The sequence below is a fragment of the Streptomyces sp. Tue6028 genome, assembly GCF_002300165.1.
In the GTDB taxonomy this organism is placed as follows: Bacteria; Actinomycetota; Actinomycetes; order Streptomycetales; family Streptomycetaceae; genus Streptomyces; species Streptomyces siamensis.
The window spans coordinates 29,898-49,204 of record NZ_MLCE01000018.1; the positions used below are offsets into that span (position 1 = coordinate 29,898).

16 protein-coding genes are annotated in these 19,307 nt (G+C 72.6%); 7 read left to right on the forward strand and 9 right to left on the reverse strand.

All coding sequences use genetic code 11. The features are described 5' to 3' along the window. Positions 1–195: 195 nt before the first annotated feature. The 7 genes from BKI49_RS15595 to rsmI form a co-directional block, all read right to left on the reverse strand. Positions 196–2,001 carry an ABC-F family ATP-binding cassette domain-containing protein gene (locus BKI49_RS15595; RefSeq protein WP_095934886.1) on the reverse strand — a complete coding sequence of 602 codons (1,806 nt, stop codon included), beginning with the start codon at positions 1,999–2,001 and terminating at the stop codon, positions 196–198. 403 nt (positions 2,002–2,404) lie between these two features. Next, positions 2,405–3,304 carry a 4-(cytidine 5'-diphospho)-2-C-methyl-D-erythritol kinase gene (locus BKI49_RS15600; protein ID WP_095934887.1) on the reverse strand — a complete coding sequence of 300 codons (900 nt, stop codon included), beginning with the start codon at positions 3,302–3,304 and terminating at the stop codon, positions 2,405–2,407. Beyond that, the gene (rsmA, locus tag BKI49_RS15605; RefSeq protein WP_095934888.1) at positions 3,301–4,227 is read right to left on the reverse strand and encodes a 16S rRNA (adenine(1518)-N(6)/adenine(1519)-N(6))-dimethyltransferase RsmA; all 927 of its coding nucleotides are present in this window, start codon (positions 4,225–4,227) and stop codon (positions 3,301–3,303) included. The genes BKI49_RS15600 and rsmA overlap by 4 nt, the downstream gene beginning before the upstream one ends. A 70-nt stretch (positions 4,228–4,297) precedes the next feature. Next, complete coding sequence (locus BKI49_RS15610) at positions 4,298–5,851, reverse strand: ubiquitin-like domain-containing protein (protein ID WP_373557553.1); 1,554 nt, start codon at positions 5,849–5,851, stop codon at positions 4,298–4,300. A gap of 147 nt (positions 5,852–5,998) precedes the next feature. After that, complete coding sequence (locus BKI49_RS15615) at positions 5,999–6,880, reverse strand: TatD family hydrolase (protein WP_095934889.1); 882 nt, start codon at positions 6,878–6,880, stop codon at positions 5,999–6,001. A 46-nt stretch (positions 6,881–6,926) separates the two neighbouring features. Then, complete coding sequence (locus BKI49_RS15620) at positions 6,927–7,358, reverse strand: hypothetical protein (protein WP_095934890.1); 432 nt, start codon at positions 7,356–7,358, stop codon at positions 6,927–6,929. A gap of 199 nt (positions 7,359–7,557) precedes the next feature. Next, complete coding sequence (gene rsmI / locus BKI49_RS15625; protein ID WP_095934891.1) at positions 7,558–8,415, reverse strand: 16S rRNA (cytidine(1402)-2'-O)-methyltransferase; 858 nt, start codon at positions 8,413–8,415, stop codon at positions 7,558–7,560. A gap of 250 nt (positions 8,416–8,665) precedes the next feature. On the opposite strand from rsmI, the gene BKI49_RS15630 reads away from it, so the two are divergent. Further along, positions 8,666–10,405, forward strand: a complete 1,740-nt coding sequence (locus BKI49_RS15630; protein WP_095934892.1) for a dolichyl-phosphate-mannose--protein mannosyltransferase — start codon at positions 8,666–8,668, stop codon at positions 10,403–10,405. A gap of 137 nt (positions 10,406–10,542) precedes the next feature. Here the strand turns inward: BKI49_RS15630 and BKI49_RS15635 are convergent, their stop codons facing one another. Next, a complete protein-coding gene (locus BKI49_RS15635) occupies positions 10,543–11,040 on the reverse strand; it encodes a hypothetical protein (protein WP_143658451.1) in 498 nt (165 codons plus the stop codon). Positions 11,041–11,403: 363 nt separating this feature from the next. Between BKI49_RS15635 and BKI49_RS15640 the strand changes: the two genes are divergently transcribed. The 6 genes from BKI49_RS15640 (at position 11,404) to BKI49_RS15665 (ending at position 18,014) form a co-directional block, all read left to right on the forward strand. Beyond that, positions 11,404–12,093: a DUF4389 domain-containing protein gene (locus BKI49_RS15640; protein WP_095934894.1), complete on the forward strand. Its 690-nt coding sequence runs from the start codon at positions 11,404–11,406 to the stop codon at positions 12,091–12,093. Between the two features lie 232 nt (positions 12,094–12,325). Next, the gene (locus BKI49_RS15645) at positions 12,326–13,945 is read left to right on the forward strand and encodes a penicillin-binding transpeptidase domain-containing protein (RefSeq protein WP_095934895.1); all 1,620 of its coding nucleotides are present in this window, start codon (positions 12,326–12,328) and stop codon (positions 13,943–13,945) included. A 96-nt stretch (positions 13,946–14,041) separates the two neighbouring features. Further along, the gene (locus BKI49_RS15650; RefSeq protein WP_095934896.1) at positions 14,042–15,712 is read left to right on the forward strand and encodes a penicillin-binding transpeptidase domain-containing protein; all 1,671 of its coding nucleotides are present in this window, start codon (positions 14,042–14,044) and stop codon (positions 15,710–15,712) included. A 45-nt stretch (positions 15,713–15,757) separates the two neighbouring features. Next, on the forward strand, positions 15,758–16,549 hold the full coding sequence (locus tag BKI49_RS15655) for a DUF4253 domain-containing protein (protein WP_095934897.1): 792 nt from the start codon (positions 15,758–15,760) through the stop codon (positions 16,547–16,549). Between the two features lie 122 nt (positions 16,550–16,671). Beyond that, positions 16,672–17,172 carry a YbaK/EbsC family protein gene (locus BKI49_RS15660; RefSeq protein WP_095934961.1) on the forward strand — a complete coding sequence of 167 codons (501 nt, stop codon included), beginning with the start codon at positions 16,672–16,674 and terminating at the stop codon, positions 17,170–17,172. Beyond that, positions 17,169–18,014 (forward strand): DMT family transporter, encoded by an 846-nt coding sequence (locus BKI49_RS15665; RefSeq protein ID WP_095934898.1) that lies wholly within the window; start codon positions 17,169–17,171, stop codon positions 18,012–18,014. Before BKI49_RS15660 ends, BKI49_RS15665 begins: the two co-directional genes overlap by 4 nt. 40 nt (positions 18,015–18,054) lie before the next feature. On the opposite strand, the gene BKI49_RS15670 is transcribed toward BKI49_RS15665, so the two are convergent. Further along, on the reverse strand, positions 18,055–19,215 hold the full coding sequence (locus BKI49_RS15670) for a serine hydrolase domain-containing protein (protein WP_095934899.1): 1,161 nt from the start codon (positions 19,213–19,215) through the stop codon (positions 18,055–18,057). Between the last annotated feature and the right edge of the window lie 92 nt (positions 19,216–19,307).

Genomic DNA, 19,307 nt, shown 5'->3' on the forward strand with positions numbered 1-19,307 from the left:
CTGTCCCGGTGGATCTCAGAGTGTTCTCAGACGGCCCTTTCTATCACTCTGTCGCGTACACGCAGGGGGCTGGTCCGGCCCCTGTTCCCAAGGGAGAACCGGCCTGTGATGCCGTCGTTACGCGCCTTCACGCGCCCTTCACGCCGAGCGCGCGCCGCCGCCGCACAGCACGGCGGCGCCCCGCACGCCCCCCGGTCAGGCGTCCTCGGCGAGCTCCAGCCAGCGCATTTCGAGGTCCTCGCGCTCGCCCGCCAACTCACGCAGTTCGGCGTCGAGTTTGGCCACCTTCCCGAAGTCGGTGGCGTTGTCGGCGATCTGGGCGTGCAGCTTGGTCTCCCTCTCGGAGATCTTGTCCAGCTGCCGCTCGATCCTCTGGAGTTCCTTCTTCGCGGCGCGGGCGTCGGCGGCGGACGCCGTCTTCGCGGGCGCGGGCGCGGCGGCGAGCATGGCGGCGGCCGCGGCCTCCTCCATCGTGCGGCGGCGCTCCAGGTACTCGTCGATGCCACGGGGCAGCATGCGCAGGGTGCCGTCGCCGAGCAGCGCGAACACGTTGTCCGTCGTGCGCTCGATGAAGAACCGGTCGTGGGAGATCACGACCATCGAGCCGGGCCACCCGTCGAGCAGGTCCTCCAGCTGGGTGAGCGTCTCGATGTCGAGGTCGTTGGTGGGCTCGTCGAGGAAGAGGACGTTGGGCTCGTCCATCAGCAGCCGCAGCAGCTGGAGCCGGCGCCGCTCACCACCGCTCAGGTCGGCGACCGGCGTCCACTGCTTCTCCTTGTTGAAGCCGAACGTCTCGCACAGCTGACCTGCCGTCATCTCGCGTCCCTTGCCGAGGTCGACGCGGTCGCGCACCTGCTGCACGGCCTGCAGGACACGCAGGTTCGGATCGAGCTCGGCGACCTCCTGGGAGAGGTAGGCGAGCTTCACGGTCTTGCCGGTGACGATCCGGCCGGCCGCGGGCTGACGCTCCCCGTCGCTGCGGGCGGCTTCGGCCAGCGCGCGCAGCAGCGAGGTCTTGCCGGCGCCGTTCACGCCGACCAGGCCGATCCGGTCGCCGGGACCGAGCTGCCAGGTCAGGTGCTTGAGCAGCACCTTGGGCCCGGCCTGCACGGTCACGTCCTCCAGGTCGAAGACGGTCTTGCCGAGCCGGGAGCCGGCGAACTTCATCAGCTCGCTCTTGTCGCGCGGCGGCGGCACGTCGGCGATCAGCTCGTTCGCGGCCTCGACGCGGAAGCGGGGCTTGGAGGTGCGGGCGGGGGCACCGCGGCGCAGCCAGGCGAGCTCCTTGCGCACCAGGTTCTGCCGCTTGACCTCCTCGGTGGCGGCGATGCGCTCGCGCTCGGCGCGGGCGAAGACGTAGTCGGAGTATCCGCCCTCGTACTCGTACACCGCGCCGCGCTGCACGTCCCACATGCGGGTGCAGACCTGGTCGAGGAACCAGCGGTCGTGGGTCACGCACACCAGTGCCGAGCGGCGCTCGCGCAGGTGCCGGGCGAGCCAGGCGATGCCCTCGACGTCGAGGTGGTTGGTCGGCTCGTCGAGGATGATCAGGTCCTGCTCCTCGATGAGCAGCTTGGCCAGCGCGATGCGCCGGCGCTCGCCACCGGACAGCGGGCCGATGACCGTGTCCAGGCCCTGCGGAAAGCCGGGCAGGTCCAGCCCGCCGAACAGGCCCGTCAGGACGTCCCTGATCTTGGCGTTGCCCGCCCACTCGTGGTCGGCCATGTCCCGGATGACCTCGTGGCGGACGGTGGCCGCGGGGTCGAGGGAGTCGTGCTGCGTCAGGACGCCGATGTGCAGGCCGCCGGAGTGGGTGACGCGTCCGGTGTCGGCCTCCTCCAGTTTGGCGAGCATCCGGATGAGGGTGGTCTTGCCGTCGCCGTTGCGTCCGACGACGCCGATCCGATCGCCCTCGCTGACGCCGAGGGAGACTCCGTCGAGCAGTGCACGGGTGCCGTACACCTTGCTGACGGACTCGACATTGACCAGGTTGACGGCCATTTCTCTCCTGCCAAGGGGGACGATCGACCCTCAAGGGTAGTCCGCGCGGCGAAGGGGCCGAGCCAAGGCTTCCCCCGTCCCCGTCGCGCTGCGCGTTCCCGGGACGCGGGGCCGCCGCCCCCTTCGCTCCGAGCACGCGCCGAGCACACACGCCCCCGCGCCGCCGACAGGAGCGCCGCCGGGGGCGCCAGGAACTGCGAGCAACCCACGACAAGCCGCACCCGCCGAGAACCAATCGCCCGCAGACGCGCCCGCGCCTCCGCAGGGGCTGAGCGCGCAGTTCCCCGCGCCCCTGACGGGACGCACCCGAACCCCGGTCACCAGGCGGAGCGCACCTCCGCACCCGCCCCGGACGGGCGGGGGTCGTCCCCGGGCACCGGGCGGTGTCCGGGAGAGCGGCGCGCTACAGGACCGTCGCGCCCGGTGCCGGGCTCTCGGTGGTACGCACCGACCGGCAGGTGCCGGAGGCGCGCAGGGCCTCCGCGACCGCGTCCGCCGACTCCGGGTCCGCCGCGAGGAACGCGGTCGTCGGACCGGACCCGGAGACGAGCGCGGCGAGCGCGCCGGCCGCCCGGCCCGCGGCGAGGGTGTCGGCGAGCTCCGGGAAGAGCGAAAGGGCGGCCGGCTGGAGGTCGTTGGAGACGGCGCGCGCGAGAGCCCCGGCGTCGCCCTTCGCGAGGGCGTCCAGCAGTTCCTGCGAGGCGACCGGCTCGGGCACCCGCAGCCCCTCGTTCATCCGGTCGAACTCCCGGAACACCGCGGGCGTGGACAGGCCGCGCCCGGCCATCGCGAAGACCCAGTGGAACGTCCCGCCGACCTCCAGGGCCCGCAGCTGCTCGCCCCGGCCGACGCCGAGCGCCGCCCCGCCCACCAGGCTGAACGGCACGTCACTGCCCAGGTCGGCGCAGATGCCGAGGAGTTCGTCGCGCGAGGCCGCGGTGCCCCACAGCGCGTCGCAGGCGACCAGGGCGCCCGCGCCGTCCGCGCTGCCGCCCGCCATGCCGCCGGCGACGGGGATGTCCTTGGCGATGTGGATGTGGACGGCCGGGTCGATGCCGTGGCGGCGGCCGAGTTCGATGGCGGCACGGGCCGCCAGGTTCGTGCGGTCCAGGGGCACCTCGGCGGCGTCCGGGCCCGCGCAGGTGATGCGCAGCTCGTCCGCCGGGGTGACCGTCACCTCGTCGTACAGGCCGACCGCGAGGAAGACGTTCGCCAGGTCGTGGAAGCCGTCGGGGCGGGCGCCGCCGACCGCGAGCTGGACGTTGACCTTGGCAGGGACGCGTACCGTCACCGTCTGCGTCACGACTGGGCCGACTCCTCGTTCTCGGTGGTCTCGGTGTTCTCGTTGGTCTCGGTGCCGCCGGGGGCGGCACGGTGCTCCGCGATACGGGCGAACTCCTCCACGGTCAGCGACTCCCCGCGGGCCTGCGGCGAGACACCGGCCGCGACCAGCGCGGCCTCGGCGGCCGCCGCGGAGCCGGCCCAGCCGGCGAGGGCTGCCCGCAGGGTCTTGCGGCGCTGCGCGAACGCGGCGTCCACCACGGCGAACACCTCGCGCCTGGAGGCCGAGGTCTTGAGGGGCTCGGCGCGCCGGGTGAGCGCGACCAGTCCGCTGTCGACGTTGGGCGCGGGCCAGAAGACGTTGCGGCCGATGGACCCGGCCCGCTTCACCTCGGCGTACCAGTTCGCCTTGACGGACGGGACGCCGTACACCTTCGAGCCGGGCCCGGCCGCGAGCCGGTCGGCGACCTCCGCCTGGACCATCACGAGGGTGCGCTCGATGGTCGGGAAGGTGTCGAGCATGTGCAGCAGGACGGGCACGGCGACGTTGTACGGGAGGTTGGCGACCAGCGCGGTGGGGGGCGGTCCGGGCAGCTCCTGGACGTCCATCGCGTCGGAGTGGACCAGCGCGAACCGGTCCGCGCGCTCCGGCATGCGGGCCGCGACGGTCGAGGGCAGCGCCCCCGCCAGCACGTCGTCGATCTCGACGGCGACGACCCGGTCGGCGGCCTCCAGCAGGGCGAGCGTCAGTGAGCCGAGTCCGGGTCCCACCTCCACCACGACGTCGTCGTCGCGCACCTCGGCGGTGCGGACGATCCGGCGCACCGTGTTCGCGTCGATCACGAAGTTCTGGCCGCGCTGTTTGGTGGGGCGTACGCCGAGGGCTCCCGCGAGTTCGCGGATGTCGGCGGGGCCGAGGAGGGCGTCGGGGGTGGGGCTGGTCACGGACCAAGGGTACGGGGGCGGCGGGCCCCACCGTTTTCACGCCCCCGCCGCAGGGCCGCGGGCCGGGCGCTCACCCGTGCAGCCGGGCCCCGCAGTGCGGCCAGGGACTGGCTCCCCGCCGCACGTACAGCTTCTTCGCCCGGAAGGTCTGCTCGGTGGCGGGAGCGTCCTGGGGACGGCCCTTGCCGCCGAGGGCGTGCCAGGTGCGGTTGTCGAACTGGTAGAGCCCGCCGTAGGTGCCGGAGGGGTCGACCGCGTGGGGCCGGCCCCCGGACTCGCAGGCCGCGAGAGCGGCCCAGTCGAGGCCGTCGGCGCCGTCGACGGACATCGGGAGCGGCTTCGTGCCGACCTTCACCAGCTGCGCCCGCGGCTCGCGCACCGTCTCGGCCTCGATGCGGCGCGGCCGCTCCCGCACGCCGTTGACGGTCCGCAGGGCGTAGGTGACCCGGCGCGCCCCGGGCCGCCCGGCCTGCTCGACGACCTCGGTGCCCTTGAACAGCGAGGGGTCCTGGGTCCGCCGCACCCCGTACGGGATGGCCTCCTCGCGGACCTCCCGGCTGCCGGTGATCCGCATGACGGTGACCGTCTGACCGTCGCGCGGGAAGCTGCCGGGCGGCGCGGAGGTCGTGTCCTGCCCGTGCAGGGTGATACCGGCCTCCTCGACGGCCTCCCGGACGCTCGCCGCGTTCGTGCGGATGGTCCGTGCCCGGCCGTCCGCCATGATCGTCACCATGCGCTCGGTGCGGACGGCGAGGTCGAGGCCCGCGCGTCCGATGGTCCGCGACCGCGACGCCGACAGGTACGCGCCCTCGGCGCGCACCCCCAGCTGTCTGAGCGCCCCGTCCACGGTGGGTTCGGTCGTCCACACCCGGCGCCGCTGCCCGTCGAGGGTGAGCTCCACGGGACGCCCGTAGTGGACGGCGACCTCGTCGCCGCTGGCGAGCGGTGTGCCCGGGGCGGGCGCCACCACGTCGTGCGAGCCCACCCGCACGCCCTCCTCGGCGAGCAGCTCGGTGACGTCGTCCGCGAAGGTGTGCAGGGTGCGCGACTTCCCGTCGACGGTGAGTTCGATCGCCTTGTCGCTGGCGACGAACGCCGAGGTGCCGCCGGCCAGGAAGGCGACGACGAGTGCCTGCGGGAGCAGCCGCCGGAGCGGGTCGGGGCGCTCGGCGATCCGCTTGCGCCGGGCCGCGCGCCGCACCTCGGCCCGCCCGCCGGGCCGCGGCGCCCCCACGGCTGCCGGCGGCCGGCCGGCGCCTGCGTCCGGGCCCTGCCGGGGCAGTCGGGGCTCGGTCGGCGCCTCGTGCCGGGGCAGCCGGGGCTCCGTCGGCGCCTCATGGCGGTGCAGCAACGGCTCCGTCGGTGCCTCGTGCCGGGGAAGCAGGGGCTCGGTCGGCGCTTCATGCCGGGGCACCCGGGGCGACTCGTACGCGGGCCGGTAGGTGTCCGGGAAGGCGGGGCGGTACGGCTCCTCGCTCCCCTGCGGCGCCGTGGCGTCCGGGTACGGCGGTGTCTCGTCGTCGTACGGCGGCGCGTACGGCGGCGTCTCGTCCGGGTGCGGCGCTCCCGTCGCATCGGTGGTGACACCAGTCGTTCCATACGTCTCGTACTGCGAGCTGCTCACGACGACACGCTCCAGGGTCCGGAATGGGCGACCAGAACCTAGCGGAGCGATCGTCACTCTCCCAAGCAACGCGACTACGCTGTGTCGCGACACTCCCCCGCGAACGACCCGCGCGTGACCAGGAAGAACCCCGGGAACCGTTATCCGTCAGTAATCGAACGCGCGCGCAGTGTTGGCGGAGATCGAGGTCGCCAGCGCGTCCTCGTCGATACCGCGCACCTCGGCCATGGCGCGCACCGTGACCGGAATGAGATACGGCGCGTTGGGCCGTCCGCGGTACGGCGCGGGCGTCAGGAAGGGCGCGTCGGTCTCGACGAGCACGAGCTCCAGCGGCGCCACCGCCAGCGCGTCGCGCAGCGGCTGGGCGTTCTTGAAGGTCATGTTGCCGGCGAAGGACATGAAGTAGCCGGCGCCGGCGCAGATCGCGGCCATGTCCGCGTCACCCGAGTAGCAGTGGAAGACGGTCCGCTCGGGCGCGCCCTCCTCCTTGAGGATGCGCAGCACGTCGGCGTGGGCGTCGCGGTCGTGGATGACGAGGGCCTTGCCGTGCCGCTTGGCGATCTCGATGTGGGCACGGAAGGAGCGCTCCTGCGCGGCCTTGCCCTCGGGGCCCGTACGGAAGTAGTCCAGCCCGGTCTCGCCGACGCCCTTGACCTGCGGCAGCGCCGCGAGGCGGTCGATCTCGGCGAGCGCCTCGTCCAGCGCGGCCTCGCCGCCCGGGCGCCGTGCGCCCTGCCGGGACCAGCCGTCGGGGTCGCCGTGCACGATACGCGGCGCTTCGTTGGGGTGCAGGGCGACCGTCGCGTGGACGGCGTCGTACGCGGCGGCCGTCTCGGCGGCCCAGCGCGAGCCCTTCACGTCGCAGCCGACCTGGACGACCGTCGTCACTCCGACCGACGCGGCCTTGGCGAGGCCCTCCTCGACGGTGCCGGACTGCATGTCGAGATGGGTGTGCGAGTCGGCGACGGGCACCCGCAGGGGCTCGGGGAGCGGGGGTGCGGCGTTCTTGTCGGAGGCGGAGGAAGGCATGCCCCGATCCTACGAAAGGGGCATGCCGGCCCTCACCCGAGGAAGGTCATCCCGCCTTGCGGTGCTGGAACGGGTGCAGCAGGTCCGAGAGGTGCCAGTGGTGCGGCTCCCTCGGCTCCGCCGGGGCCGCGCCGTCGCCGCCCTGCCCCCGCGGTGCCTGCTCGGGCTGCCGGGGCACCGCGCGGTGCGGGTGCGCGGCGTGCATGGAGTTCAGAGCGGAGGACACCTGACCGGCGCGCATGATGCGCACCACATGGCTGTCGCAGTTGAGGCAGGTGGGCCGGCTGAGCGGCGACGGCACGACGTGCCCGTTCGCCACGTACATCACGAACTCACTGCCCTCGGCGTCGAGGTGGTGCTCTATCTCGTACGACTGCTCCCAGCCGTGCCCGCAGCGCATGCAGGCGAAGGAGTACGACTCATGGACGACGGCGGTCGCCGCGCTGCGATGCCCGGTCTGTCCTGCGATCTCACTCATGCCAGCTCCTGTTGTCCGCTGGACGAGCACCCCCGGCGAACGGGGGCGAGGGACGGGTGCGTCCCTTCAACCAGTGGACGCTTTCGCGCACGCGAACGCATCAGGCCTGTCGACTGTTGGATGCGTTTTGGCCGTTCCTTGTCGGAAAGGTCCCGCCACCCGGCCTGGGCTTTGCCTTGCGGCACAGCCCTTTGCCCTTCTATGGGGCGCTTCGTTCGGCATTCTTTGCCGCGACGACGGCATCGAAGACCTCACGTTTGGGAATGCCTGCTTCCGCGGCCACCGCAGCGATCGCCTCCTTGCGCCGCTCCCCCGCCTCCTCACGCACCCGCACCCTGCGCACCAGCTCGGCGGCGTCCAGCTCCTCGGCGCCCTTCTGCGCGGCGCCCTCGACGACGACGGTGATCTCCCCGCGCACGCCCTCGGCGGCCCAGGCCGCGAGCTCGCCCAGCGGACCCCGCTTGACCTCTTCGTACGTCTTCGTCAGCTCCCGGCAGACGGCGGCGCGCCGCTCCGTCCCGAACACCTCGGCCATCGCGGCGAGCGTGTCGTCGAGCCGGTGCGGAGCCTCGAAGTAGACGAGGGTGCGGCGCTCGTCGGCGACCTCGCGCAGCCGCGACAGGCGCTCGCCCGCCTTGCGCGGCAGGAAGCCCTCGAAGCAGAAGCGGTCGACGGGCAGCCCCGACAGCGCCAGCGCCGTGAGCACGGCGGAGGGGCCGGGTACGGCGGTGACCTTGATGTCCTTCTCCACGGCGGCGGCGACCAGCCGGTAGCCGGGGTCCGACACGGACGGCATGCCGGCGTCGGTCACCAGCAGCACCCGCGCTCCGCCGGCCAGCGCCTCGACCAGCTCCGGTGTGCGGGCGGCCTCGTTCCCCTCGAAGTAGGACACGACGCGTCCGGCGGGCTGCACGCCCAGCGCCTGGGTGAGCCGGCGCAGCCGGCGGGTGTCCTCTGCGGCGACCACGTCGGCCCCGGCCAGTTCCGCGGCGAGCCGCGGCGGCGCGTCCTCGATGTCGCCGATGGGGGTGCCTGCCAACACAAGGGTTCCTGTCACGGCTCCATCCTCGCAGGGCCCGGCGGCGTCGGTCGCCGCCCGCCCTGCCTCGGTCGCCGCCCGCCCTGCCGCCGCCCCGCCCGGAGATCCGCGCTGGGCACCCGCCCGGGAATCCGGCTCCGGCGCCCGCGCGGAATCCGGCTCGGGTGTGCGGCCGGAATCGGGCTCGGGTGTCCGCCCGGACAGCGGCTTCCACCCATTTACGGCCGGTGCACGGGACTCCCACAGACCTGTTCCCTACGATGGCGCGGTGACCAGTACCGCGTCCTCCACGGACACCCGGCAGGGGCAGGCCATCGACGCGCAGTGGCCGTCGTGGCAGCTGCGGCTGCGCCGCTTCGGCTACACGGCGCCGCCCAGAAGCGATGTGCGCGACCGGCTCGTACCGCCGTACTCCGAGCCCAGCCCTCGCATCTGGGCCACGCTCGGGCTGCGCCACGAGGTCGCGGAGCGCATCACGCGCTGGTCCGGCTGGGGCGGCCCGTTGCTGGTGACCCTGATGGCCGGGCTGATGCGGTTCTGGCACCTGGGCAGCCCGAAGGCGGTGATATTCGACGAGACGTACTACGCCAAGGACGCCTGGGCGCTCATCCACCGCGGCTACGAGGTCAACTGGGCGAAGGACGCCAACGACCTGATCCTCCAGGGCAACGGCCATGTGACCGTCCCGAGCGACGCCGCGTACGTCGTGCATCCGCCCGTCGGCAAGTACGTCATCGGGCTCGGCGAGTGGATGTTCGGGTTCAACCCCTTCGGCTGGCGGTTCATGACCGCGCTGCTCGGCACGCTGTCGGTGCTGCTGCTGTGCCGGATCGGGCGACGGCTGTTCCGCTCCACCTTCCTGGGCTGCCTCGCGGGCGCGCTGATGGCGGTGGACGGGCTGCACTTCGTGATGAGCCGCACCTCGCTGCTCGACGGCGTGCTCATGTTCTTCGTGCTGGCCGCCTTCGGCTGCCTGGTCGTCGACCGCGACCACGCCCGCGCCCGGCTCGCGGCCGCACTGCCCACCGACGGGGACGGGGTGGTGCGTCCCGACGCGCACATCGCCGAGACGACCCGCCTCGGATGGCGCCCCTGGCGCTGGGGCGCGGGCCTGATGCTGGGCCTGGCCATCGGCACCAAGTGGAACGGCCTCTACATCCTCGCCGCGTTCTGCGTCATGGCGGTCCTGTGGGACGCGGCCTCGCGCCGGGTGGCGGGCGCCCGCCACCCCTACCTCGCGGCGCTCCGGCACGACACCGGCATCACGTTCCTCGCGACGGTCCCGGTCGCGCTGGCCGTCTACCTCACCTCCTGGCTCGGCTGGATCCTGTCCCCGGACAACGGCAGGGGCGGCTACTTCCGCAACTGGGCGGTGACCGACGGCAGGGGCGGTCACTGGACCTGGCTGCCCGACTGGCTGCGCAGCCTGTGGCACTACGAACACGAGGTCTACAAGTTCCACGTCGGGCTGTCCTCGCCGCACACCTACCAGTCGAACCCGTGGAGCTGGCTCGTCCTCGGCCGCCCGGTCTCGTACTTCTACGAGTCCCCGCTGCCCGGCAAGGACGGCTGCCCCGCCGACGCGGGCGACAAGTGCGCCCGCGAGGTGCTGGCGCTGGGCACCCCGCTCCTGTGGTGGGCGGCCTGCCTCGCGGTCCTCTACGTGCTGTGGCGCTGGGCGTTCCGCCGCGACTGGCGCGCGGGCGCGATCGCCTGCGGCATCGCGGCCGGCTATCTGCCGTGGTTCATGTACCAGGAACGCACGATCTTCTTCTTCTACGCCGTCGTCTTCGTGCCGTTCCTCTGCCTGGCCGTCGCCATGCTGATCGGCGCGATCCTCGGCCCACCCGGCTGCGGAGAACGCCGCCGCGTGATCGGCGCGGCCGGCGCCGGCGTCCTGGTCCTGCTGATCGCGTGGAACTTCATCTACTTCTGGCCCCTGTACACCGGCACCTCGATCCCCATAGACGACTGGAGATCGAGGATGTGGCTGGACACCTGGGTCTAGCCGCTCGGACATACGACGGCGGACATACGACGACGGCGCGGCGGACTGCCGCGCCGTCGGTCGTTTCCGGCTGTCGCGGGCCGCGTCGTACGCCGGCTGTCCTGTGCCGTTCTCGTACGCCCCGCGGCCCGCCCGGGCTAGTCGAGCGTCACGACCAGGCCTCCGGTCCGTGCCTGTTCGTTCGTGATCCGGTGCTTCCCGTGCCAGCCGACCTGCACCGAGTACGACGCCGATCCGCCCGGCACCCCGCGCACGGCGATCGGGAAGACACACCTCGAGGAGCTGTCGTAGGCGCCGCTTCCGAGCGACCCGGTCGCGACGACCCGGCCCGCCGAGTCGTAGACGGTCACCAGTGCGCCCTTGTCGATGTCGCTCAACTCGTGACTCCCTACGCAGGACCCCGTGGCTCCGGGGTTGCCCTTGGCGCGTGCCTGTCCCACCAGCGTGAACGGCCGGTCGTCGTCGGATCCGGACAGATTCCATGCCAGCGCGACGGCACCCGAACCGACCACGAGCCCGGCAGCCGCCGACGCCACCAGGGCGCCCCGGAACCGACGCCCCCGTGTGGGCCCGGGCCGTGCCGGCGCCGAGGCAGGCGGCGGAGCGACCCCGCCGTCGACTGATTCATCAGACATGTGCGCAGCATGGCATCGAGCGGCACCACCGTACGTCACAGTCGCATCACAGCCACGACCCTCCGTCCCCCGGTCCGGCGAGGGCGACTCGGCCGGCCAATCGTCCGGAGGCGCGGGCGAGTTGGGGGCGCCGGCGATCACCGGCCGGGCTGCGGACGCGCAGCCACCGGTGCGCCGCGGTCCGTCAAGTCACGGGTTCCCCTGCCACGCGATCACGGGGCATGACGATCTCCGCACAGCGGGTGCTAATGGGTCATACGGCTCATACGGAGCAAGTGGCCCGCCCGCACCGTCCGGCACAGCCTCGGCGATGCGGCGCACGGGACGCGTTCCCCCTCCCCCGCACGAAAGGCGGTGGCTGTCATGCCCCCAGCTTCCCCCCACCCCCTGCGCGTCGAAGCGACGCTGGACCCCCGGCTCACCCGATGGATGTGGCTGGTGAAGTGGCTCCTCGCCGTCCCGCACTACGTCGTCCTGTTCTTCCTGCAGATCGCGTTCCTGCTGGTGAGCGTCGTCGCGTTCTTCAGCATCCTCATCACCGGGCGCTATCCCCGGCCGCTCTTCGACTTCAACGTCGGGGTCATACGCTGGAAAACGCGCGTCGACTACTACGCCTCCGTGGTGCTCGGCACGGACGAGTACCCGCCGTTCACGCTCAAGGACGTGCCCGGCTACCCGGTCCACGTCGACGTCGCCTATCCCGCGCGGCTCTCACGCGGGCTGGTCCTGGTCAAGTGGCTGCTGGCCATCCCGCAGTTCCTGGTGATCGCGGTCCTGGTGGGCGGCGGTCTGACCACCTACCGGTACCTACAGCACTACGGCCCCCTCTCCTTCGGAGTCATCGGCCTGCTCTCCCTGATCGCGGCGGTGATCCTGGCGTTCACCGGGACCTACCCGCGCGGCCTGTTCGATCTCCTCATGGGCCTGGTGCGCTGGATGCTGCGCGTGATCGTCTACGTGTTCCTCATGACCGACCGGTACCCGCCGTTCCGGCTGGACGCGGGCGGGCGCGAACCCGCCCCGGGCGCGGTGCAGCCGGCCGGCGGCGGATGATCCGTCCCTCACCCCCGACCCTCCGACTCTCCGACCCGGTGCGAGGGCGCGGCGAACCGCCGCGCTCTCGCACCGTTCGCACAAACCCATGAATGAACAGCGTTCAAGGTTGTGGCCCGTTGTCCGGTTCGGTCCTGTTTCTGATCTCTCTTCGGACAACATCTGGAAACTCCGGTCACGGCCGTCACTGCCCGGGCCTACAGTGCGAAGGCTTACGGGGAGGGGCGGCGCAATGCGCAGAGGGGCGAAGGCTGTCGTCATCGGCAGCGTGTTCACGGTGATGGTGGGGGGCGCCGGGTACGGCGCGTACAACCTGGTGACCGCGGTCAGCGGGGACGGGGGCACGGCCGGGCCGGCACCCGTGAAGACCGGCCCGCCGAGCGGCGCGGAGGTCAAGGAGACCAGCCGCGCCTTCTTCGCGGCCTGGGAGAAGGGCGACGCGGCCAAGGCGGCGCGGTACACCAACTACGCGACGGCGGCCGAGTCGCTGCTGGCCTCCTACAGCGCCGAGGCCCACCTGACGAAGGTACGGATCACACCGGGCACGCCGTCCGGCACGACCGTGCCGTTCTCGGTGAGCGCGACGGTGTCGTACGAGGGGAAGAGCAAGCCCTTCTCGTACGACTCCGAACTGAGCGTCGTGCGGGGCGAGACGACGGGGAAGGCGCTGGTCGGCTGGAAGCCGTCCGTCGTGCACCCCGAGCTGAAGGACGGGGACACGCTGGTCACGGGCGAGTCGGCGAGCCCGGCGATCGAGGCCGTGGACCGGAACAACGTTGTCCTGACGAAGGAGAAGTACCCCTCTCTGGGGCCGATCCTGGACGCGCTGCGCGACAAGTACGGTGACACGGCGGGCGGTTCGCCCGGGATCGAACTGGCCGTCCGGCACGGCGACCAGAGCCCGGACACCCCGCTGGTGACGCTCGCGAAGGGGCGCGCGGGCAAGGTCCGCACCACGCTCAGCGCGAACGCGCAGGCCGCCGCGGAGAAGGCCGTCCGCCAGTACGACGAGTCGTCGGTGGTGGCGGTGAAGCCGAGCACCGGCGAGGTCCTCGCGGTCGCCAACCACCGCGAGGACGGCTTCAACGCGGCCTTCCTCGGCAAGCTCGCCCCCGGCTCCACGATGAAGATCATCAGCGCCGCCATGTTCATCGACCGCGGCGTCACGACGGCGACCGGTCCCGCGCCCTGCCCGCCCGAGGCCGTGTGGCAGAGCCAGACCTTCCACAACCTGAAGAACATGCCGCCCAACGAGAACGCCACGCTGTCCGAATCGTTCGCGCGCTCCTGCAACACGGCGTTCGTGAAGTACGCGGACGATCTCAAGGTCGACTGGCTCACGAACGAGGCGCAGCAGAACTTCGGCCTCGGCCAGAACAACTGGAAGACCGGGATCCCGTCCTTCGACGGCTCCGTCCCCGCCTCCGGGGGCCCGGACACGGCCGCCAACCTGATCGGCCAGGGTCAGGTCCAGATGTCGCCGCTGAACATGGCGTCGGTGACGGCCACCGCCGTGACGGGCGTCTTCCGGCAGCCGGTCATCGTGCCGCGCGCCCTCGACGACCGTGAGCTGGCCAAGGCCAAGGGCCTGTCCGCGGGCACGGTCGCCCAGCTGCGGGCCATGATGAACCGCACCGCGATCAGCGGCACCGCCGCCCAGGTGATGGCCGGGCTCGGCCCGAACTACGGCGCCAAGACCGGTTCCGCCGAGGTCGACGGCCAGGCGAAGTCGAACAGCTGGTTCACCGGCTACCGCAACGACGTCGCGGCGGCCGCCATGACCCAGGAGGGCGGTCACGGGGGCGACGCCGCCGGTCCGATCGTCGCAGCTGTGCTACGAACCGGTGGCTGAAGTCACCCCGGACGGAGCGGGACCCTAGGGTGGTGGTCATCGTTGGAAACATGAGGCCACGGGGGCACCAGGGTATTCAGCGGAGGACGAGTAGCTGTGGGCAAGAGAAGACGCGTCGCCGAGCGGCGGAAGACGAAGCAGCCCGCCGTGCTCGGCGGGGTGATCGCCGTCGTCGTGGTCGGCGGGGCGTTCGGCGTCTACAGCCTGTACGACGGCGGAGCGGCGGCCGACGAGGGATCGCAGGCCACCACCCGCAAGGCCGTGAAGACGGGCCCGCTGTCGGCGGCCGAGGTGCACAAGGCCTCGACGGCCTTCCTCACCGCCTGGCAGAGCGGCGACGTCGCGAAGGCCGCCGCGGCCACCGACGACTCTGCCTCCGCGGCCACCACGCTGACCGGCTACGCCAAGGAGGCGCACATCACCGGTGTGACGCTGACCGGCGGCACGCGGTCGGGCGCCGCCGTCCCGTTCTCCGTCAAGGCCACCGTCACCTACAAGGGCAAGACCAAGCCCCTCGCGTACGAGTCGAAACTGACGGTCGTGCGGCGCGCCAAGGACGGCGTTCCGCTGGTCGGCTGGGCGTCGTCCGTCGTCCACCCGGACCTCCAGGACGGCGACCGGCTCGTCACCGGCGAGTCGGGCACGCCCCCGGTCAGGGCCCTCGACCGTGAGGGCAAGGAGCTGACCGCCGCGAAGTACCCCTCGCTGGGCACCGTCCTCGACGGGCTGCGCGAGAAGTACGGCAAGACGGCCGGCGGCAAGGCGGGCATCGAGCTGCGCGTGGTCCGCAAGGCCGCGAAGAAGGGCACGCAGAAGACCCCCGACAAGACCCTGCTGACGCTGAGCGAGGGCACGCCGGGCACCGTGGAGACGACGCTCAGCCCGGCCCTCCAGTCGGCCGCCGAGCGCCAGGTGGCCGCCAAGGAGAAGGCGTCGGTGGTCGTGATGCGCCCGTCGACGGGTGAGATCCTCGCCGTCGCGAACACGAGTCACGGCTTCAACACCGCCTTCCAGGGCTCCCTCGCACCCGGCTCCACGATGAAGGTCATCACGGCATCGCTGCTGTTCGACAAGGGGCTCGCCTCCGCCGACAAGCCGCACCCGTGCCCCAAGACCGCGACGTACGGCGGCTGGAAGTTCCACAACGACGACGACTTCGAGATCAAGAACGGCACGTTCAAGGCGAGCTTCGCGCGGTCCTGCAACACGGCCTTCATCACCCAGGCGAAGGAGCTGGAGAACGACGACCTGACCAAGCAGGCCCAACAGGTCTTCGGGATCGGGCTGAACAACTGGTCCATCGGTGTGCCGTCCTTCGACGGCGCCGTGCCGGTGCAGAGCGCCGCGCAGATGGCGGCCGAGCTGATGGGCCAGGGCGGCGTCCGGATGAACCCGCTGAACATGGCCTCGATCGCGTCGACCGTCAAGGCCGGCACCTTCCACCAGCCCTACCTGGTCGCCCCGTCGGTGGACCACCGCACGCTGGCCAAGGCGAGCCGCACCATGTCCGCCTCGACCCTCTCGCAGCTGCGCGAGGTCATGCAGTACACAGCGGGGTACGGCACCGCCGCGGAGGCGATGTCCGGCCTCGGCCCGGACTACGGCGCCAAGACCGGCTCCGCCGAGGTGGACGGCCAGAAGAAGCCGAACGGCTGGTTCACCGCATGGAAGGGCGACCTCGCGGCGGCGGGCGTCGTGCAGCAGGGCGGGCACGGCGGCGACACGGCCGGACCGATCGTGGCGGCCCTGCTCAAGAGCGGAAGCTAGACCGGCCTGAAGAGCGCTGTCAGTGGCCGGCCCTACGCTCCGGGCATGACGTTCCCGCTCCCCGACGGACTGCCCGCCGGCCGCCTGATAGGCACCCCGGACGGCACCCCGGTCCTGTGGTGCTCCGAGAGACCCCCGGCCGACCCGTATGCGGCCTGGACCGGCCACCAGCGTCAGCAGGCCGCCACTGGTCTGCTGCCGGTCCTCTGCTACTCCGACGTCCGCCCGACCCCCTTCGACCCCGCGGACGTCGACGCCTTCGACCTCGAAGGCGAACTGGCCAAGAACTGGGCCGAGTACCGGCGGCGCAGGTTCGCGGTGCCCGACGTGCCGCCGGAGCCGTTCGACTGCCCCGAGGACGTCGAGCCGTGGGAGGACGACCCCGGCCCGCCCTTCGAGCAGTGGCCGGGACTCGCCCCGGCCACCCTGCCCGGCAGCGGCGTCGACCCGGACGAGGCCGCCCGGGCCGCCTTCGCGCACCTCGTGGACGACGACCCGTACGCGCTGACCGAAGCCCGCCTCGGTCTGGTCGCCGCGGAGCGGAGCGCCGACATCCCCGCGCTCCTCGACTGGTACGGCGGCGCTCCGAAGACCTTGCTGTGCGCCCTGCTGCGCAGCTGGGAGGACCGCTTCGGGGCCCGGGTCCTCACCCTGGTGGGGGCGACGCTGTACGTCTCCGTGGCGAGCCCGCCGCGCACCCGGGAACAGGCCGATCGCGTCGCCCTGGAACACCTCCTGACCACGGCCGACAACATCGTGGACGATCCGCCGACGCCGTTCCCCCGGTACGCGCAGTCCCTCGTCGGCGCCCCGCTGTGGCGTTTCTGGTGGGACTAGGCCCTGTCCGACCGTTCCCGTCTGCCCGGCGACGGACCGGGCCCCGGTGCGGCCCGGTCCGCACACGGGGGCGGCCGGAAGTCGTTCGCGTGCCGCGTACACCGACCGCTAGCGTGCTGCTCATGACCGCCACGGAAGACAACGCCGCCCACCCACGTTTCGCCGAGGCCCTCACGGAGCTGGGGCTGGACGAGCTGAACGCACGCATCCGCCGCTTCCCCGACGCGACCCGTACCGCCACCGAGGCGGCCGCCGCGATCGGCTGCGAGCTGAGCCAGATCTGCAAGTCGCTGATCTTCGCGGCGGACGGCGTGCCGGTGCTCGTGCTCATGGACGGCGCGTCCCGGGTCGACGTGGAGCTCGTCCGCAAGGAGCTCGGAGCCGAGAAGGTGACCCGGGCCCAGGCCGCCGTGGTGCGGGAGACCACGGGGTACGCGATCGGCGGCGTACCGCCGTTCGGCCACCGCACCAGGACCCGTGTCCTGGCCGACCGTTCGCTGCTCGCCCACGACACGGTGTGGGCCGCTGCGGGCACCCCGTACGTCGTCTTCCCGATGGACCCCGAGAGCCTGGTCGCACACGCCGGGGCCACGCTGGCGGACGTGCGCGAGCAGACCGCGTGACCCCTGTCGTCACCGCGGCCGTCCTGCTCGCCGCGGTCACCCACGCCTGCTGGAACGCGATCGCGCACCGCATCAGCGACAAGCTCGTCGGCTTCACCCTGATCGCGGGCGGCGGCATGCTGATCGGCCTCGCCCTGGTGCCGTTCGTGCCGTTCCCCGCGTCCGGGGCCTGGCCGTACCTGATCGCGTCGGCCGTGATCCATGTCGCGTACTACGTGCTGCTGATGCGCTCGTTCCGGCTCGGTGACTTCGGGCAGGCCTATCCGATCGCCCGCGGCACCGCCCCGCTGATCGTCACCGCGCTCGCGGCGGTCTTCGCGCACGAGGTGCCGGACGGCTGGGCGGCGGCGGGCATCGCGCTGTCCTGCGCGGGACTGACGGGTGTGGCCCTGTGGGGGCTGCGCGGGCGCCGGCCCAACTGGGCGGCGATCGGGGCGGCGTTGGCGACGGGCGCGTCGATCGCCGCGTACACCGTCGTGGACGGTCTGGGCGTGCGTGCCTCGGGCTCCTCCCTCGCGTACATCGCCTGGCTGATGGCCATCGAGGGCGTGGTGATCCCGGCGTACGCCCTCCACCGCTGGCGCGGCGAACTCGTCTCCGTGCTGCGGCCGTTCGCGGCGGTCGGCTTCCTCGGCGCGGCGCTCTCCGTCGCGGCGTACGGACTGGTCCTGTGGGCGCAGACCCGCGCGGAGCTCGCGCCGATCGCCGCTCTGCGGGAGTCCTCGATCATCGTGGGCGCGGCCATCGGCGCCGTCTTCTTCAAGGAGCGGTTCGGGGCGCCCCGGATCGCGGCGGCCGGTCTGCTGGTCGTGGGCATCGGCCTGATGCTGCACACCGGTTAGGGCCCACGAGGACCCGGCCGGGGCGCGCGCCCCTGGGGCGTCAGGCGTCGATCGACGCGCGGACCGCCCGGACCAGTGCCTGTGCCCGCGCGTCCGCGGTCACGCTCTTGCGGAAGCCGTTGGTGACGTAGCCGAACGCGATGCCCGACTCGGGGTCGGCGAAGCCGAGGGGTCCGCCGCGGCCGGGGTGGCCGAAGGATCCCGGGGACAGCAGGGGCGAGGCCGAGCCGTGCAGCATGTAGCCGAGGCCGAAGCGGGTGCCCACGACCAGGACACGGTCGGGGCCCGCCGATTGTTCCGTGCGCGCGGCCGACACCGTGTCCGGGGAGAACAGCCCGACGCCGTCCACCTCGCCGATCAGCGCGGCGTGGAAACGGGCCAGGCCGTCCGCCGTGGCGATGCCGTTCGAGGCGGGCAGCACCGCCGCCCGGTAGGCCGGGGCGTTCTCGTCCGGCAGCGGGGTGATGGCCGTGAAGGCCCTGCTCGTGAGGCTCTCCGGGTCGGCGTACGCCTCGGAGACGGCCCGCTTGGGGCGGGTCCGCAGGCCGCCCGGCGCCGGTGGGGCCGCGACCTGCGCGACCCGCCCGACCCGTCCGGTCTCCGCGTCCGGCAGCCCGACCCACAGGTCCAGCCCCAGCGGCCCGGCGATCTCGTCCGCGATCCACGCGCCGATCGTGCGCCCGGTCACCCGCCGGACCAGTTCGCCGGTCAGCCAGCTGTAGGTCTGGGCGTGGTAGCCGTGCTCCGCCCCCGGCTCCCACGCCGGTGCCTGCCGGGCCACGGCCGCGGCGGCGAGGTCCGGGTCGCCGGCCTCGGCGGGGGTGAGCGGGCGGTCGAGGACGGGCACCCCGGCCCGGTGCGCGAGCAGGTGCCGGACGAGCGTGTGCTCCTTGCCGTGCGCCTTGTACTCCGGCCAGTAGTGGCCGACGGGGGCGTCCAGGTCGAGCTCGCCGCGCTGGGCGAGCAGCAGCAGTACGGCGGCGGCGACGCCCTTCGTCGCGGAGCGCACGATCTGCGCGGTGCCGTGCTGCCAGGGTTCGGTGCCGTCGACGTCGCGGGTGCCGCCCCACAGGTCGACCACGCGCCGGCCGTCGCGGTACACGGCGACGGCGGCGCCCCGGTCCCCGAGGAGTTCGAAGTTGCGTACGAACGCCTCCCTGACCGGCTCGAAGCCCTCGGCCACTGTGCCGTTCACGTCCACGCCCGCGCTCCTGTCACCCACTCGTACCACTGCCGACGGTGAGTGCAACACGCACGTACCGGCTCCGATTCCTGGGCCGGGCGCTCGGCGTC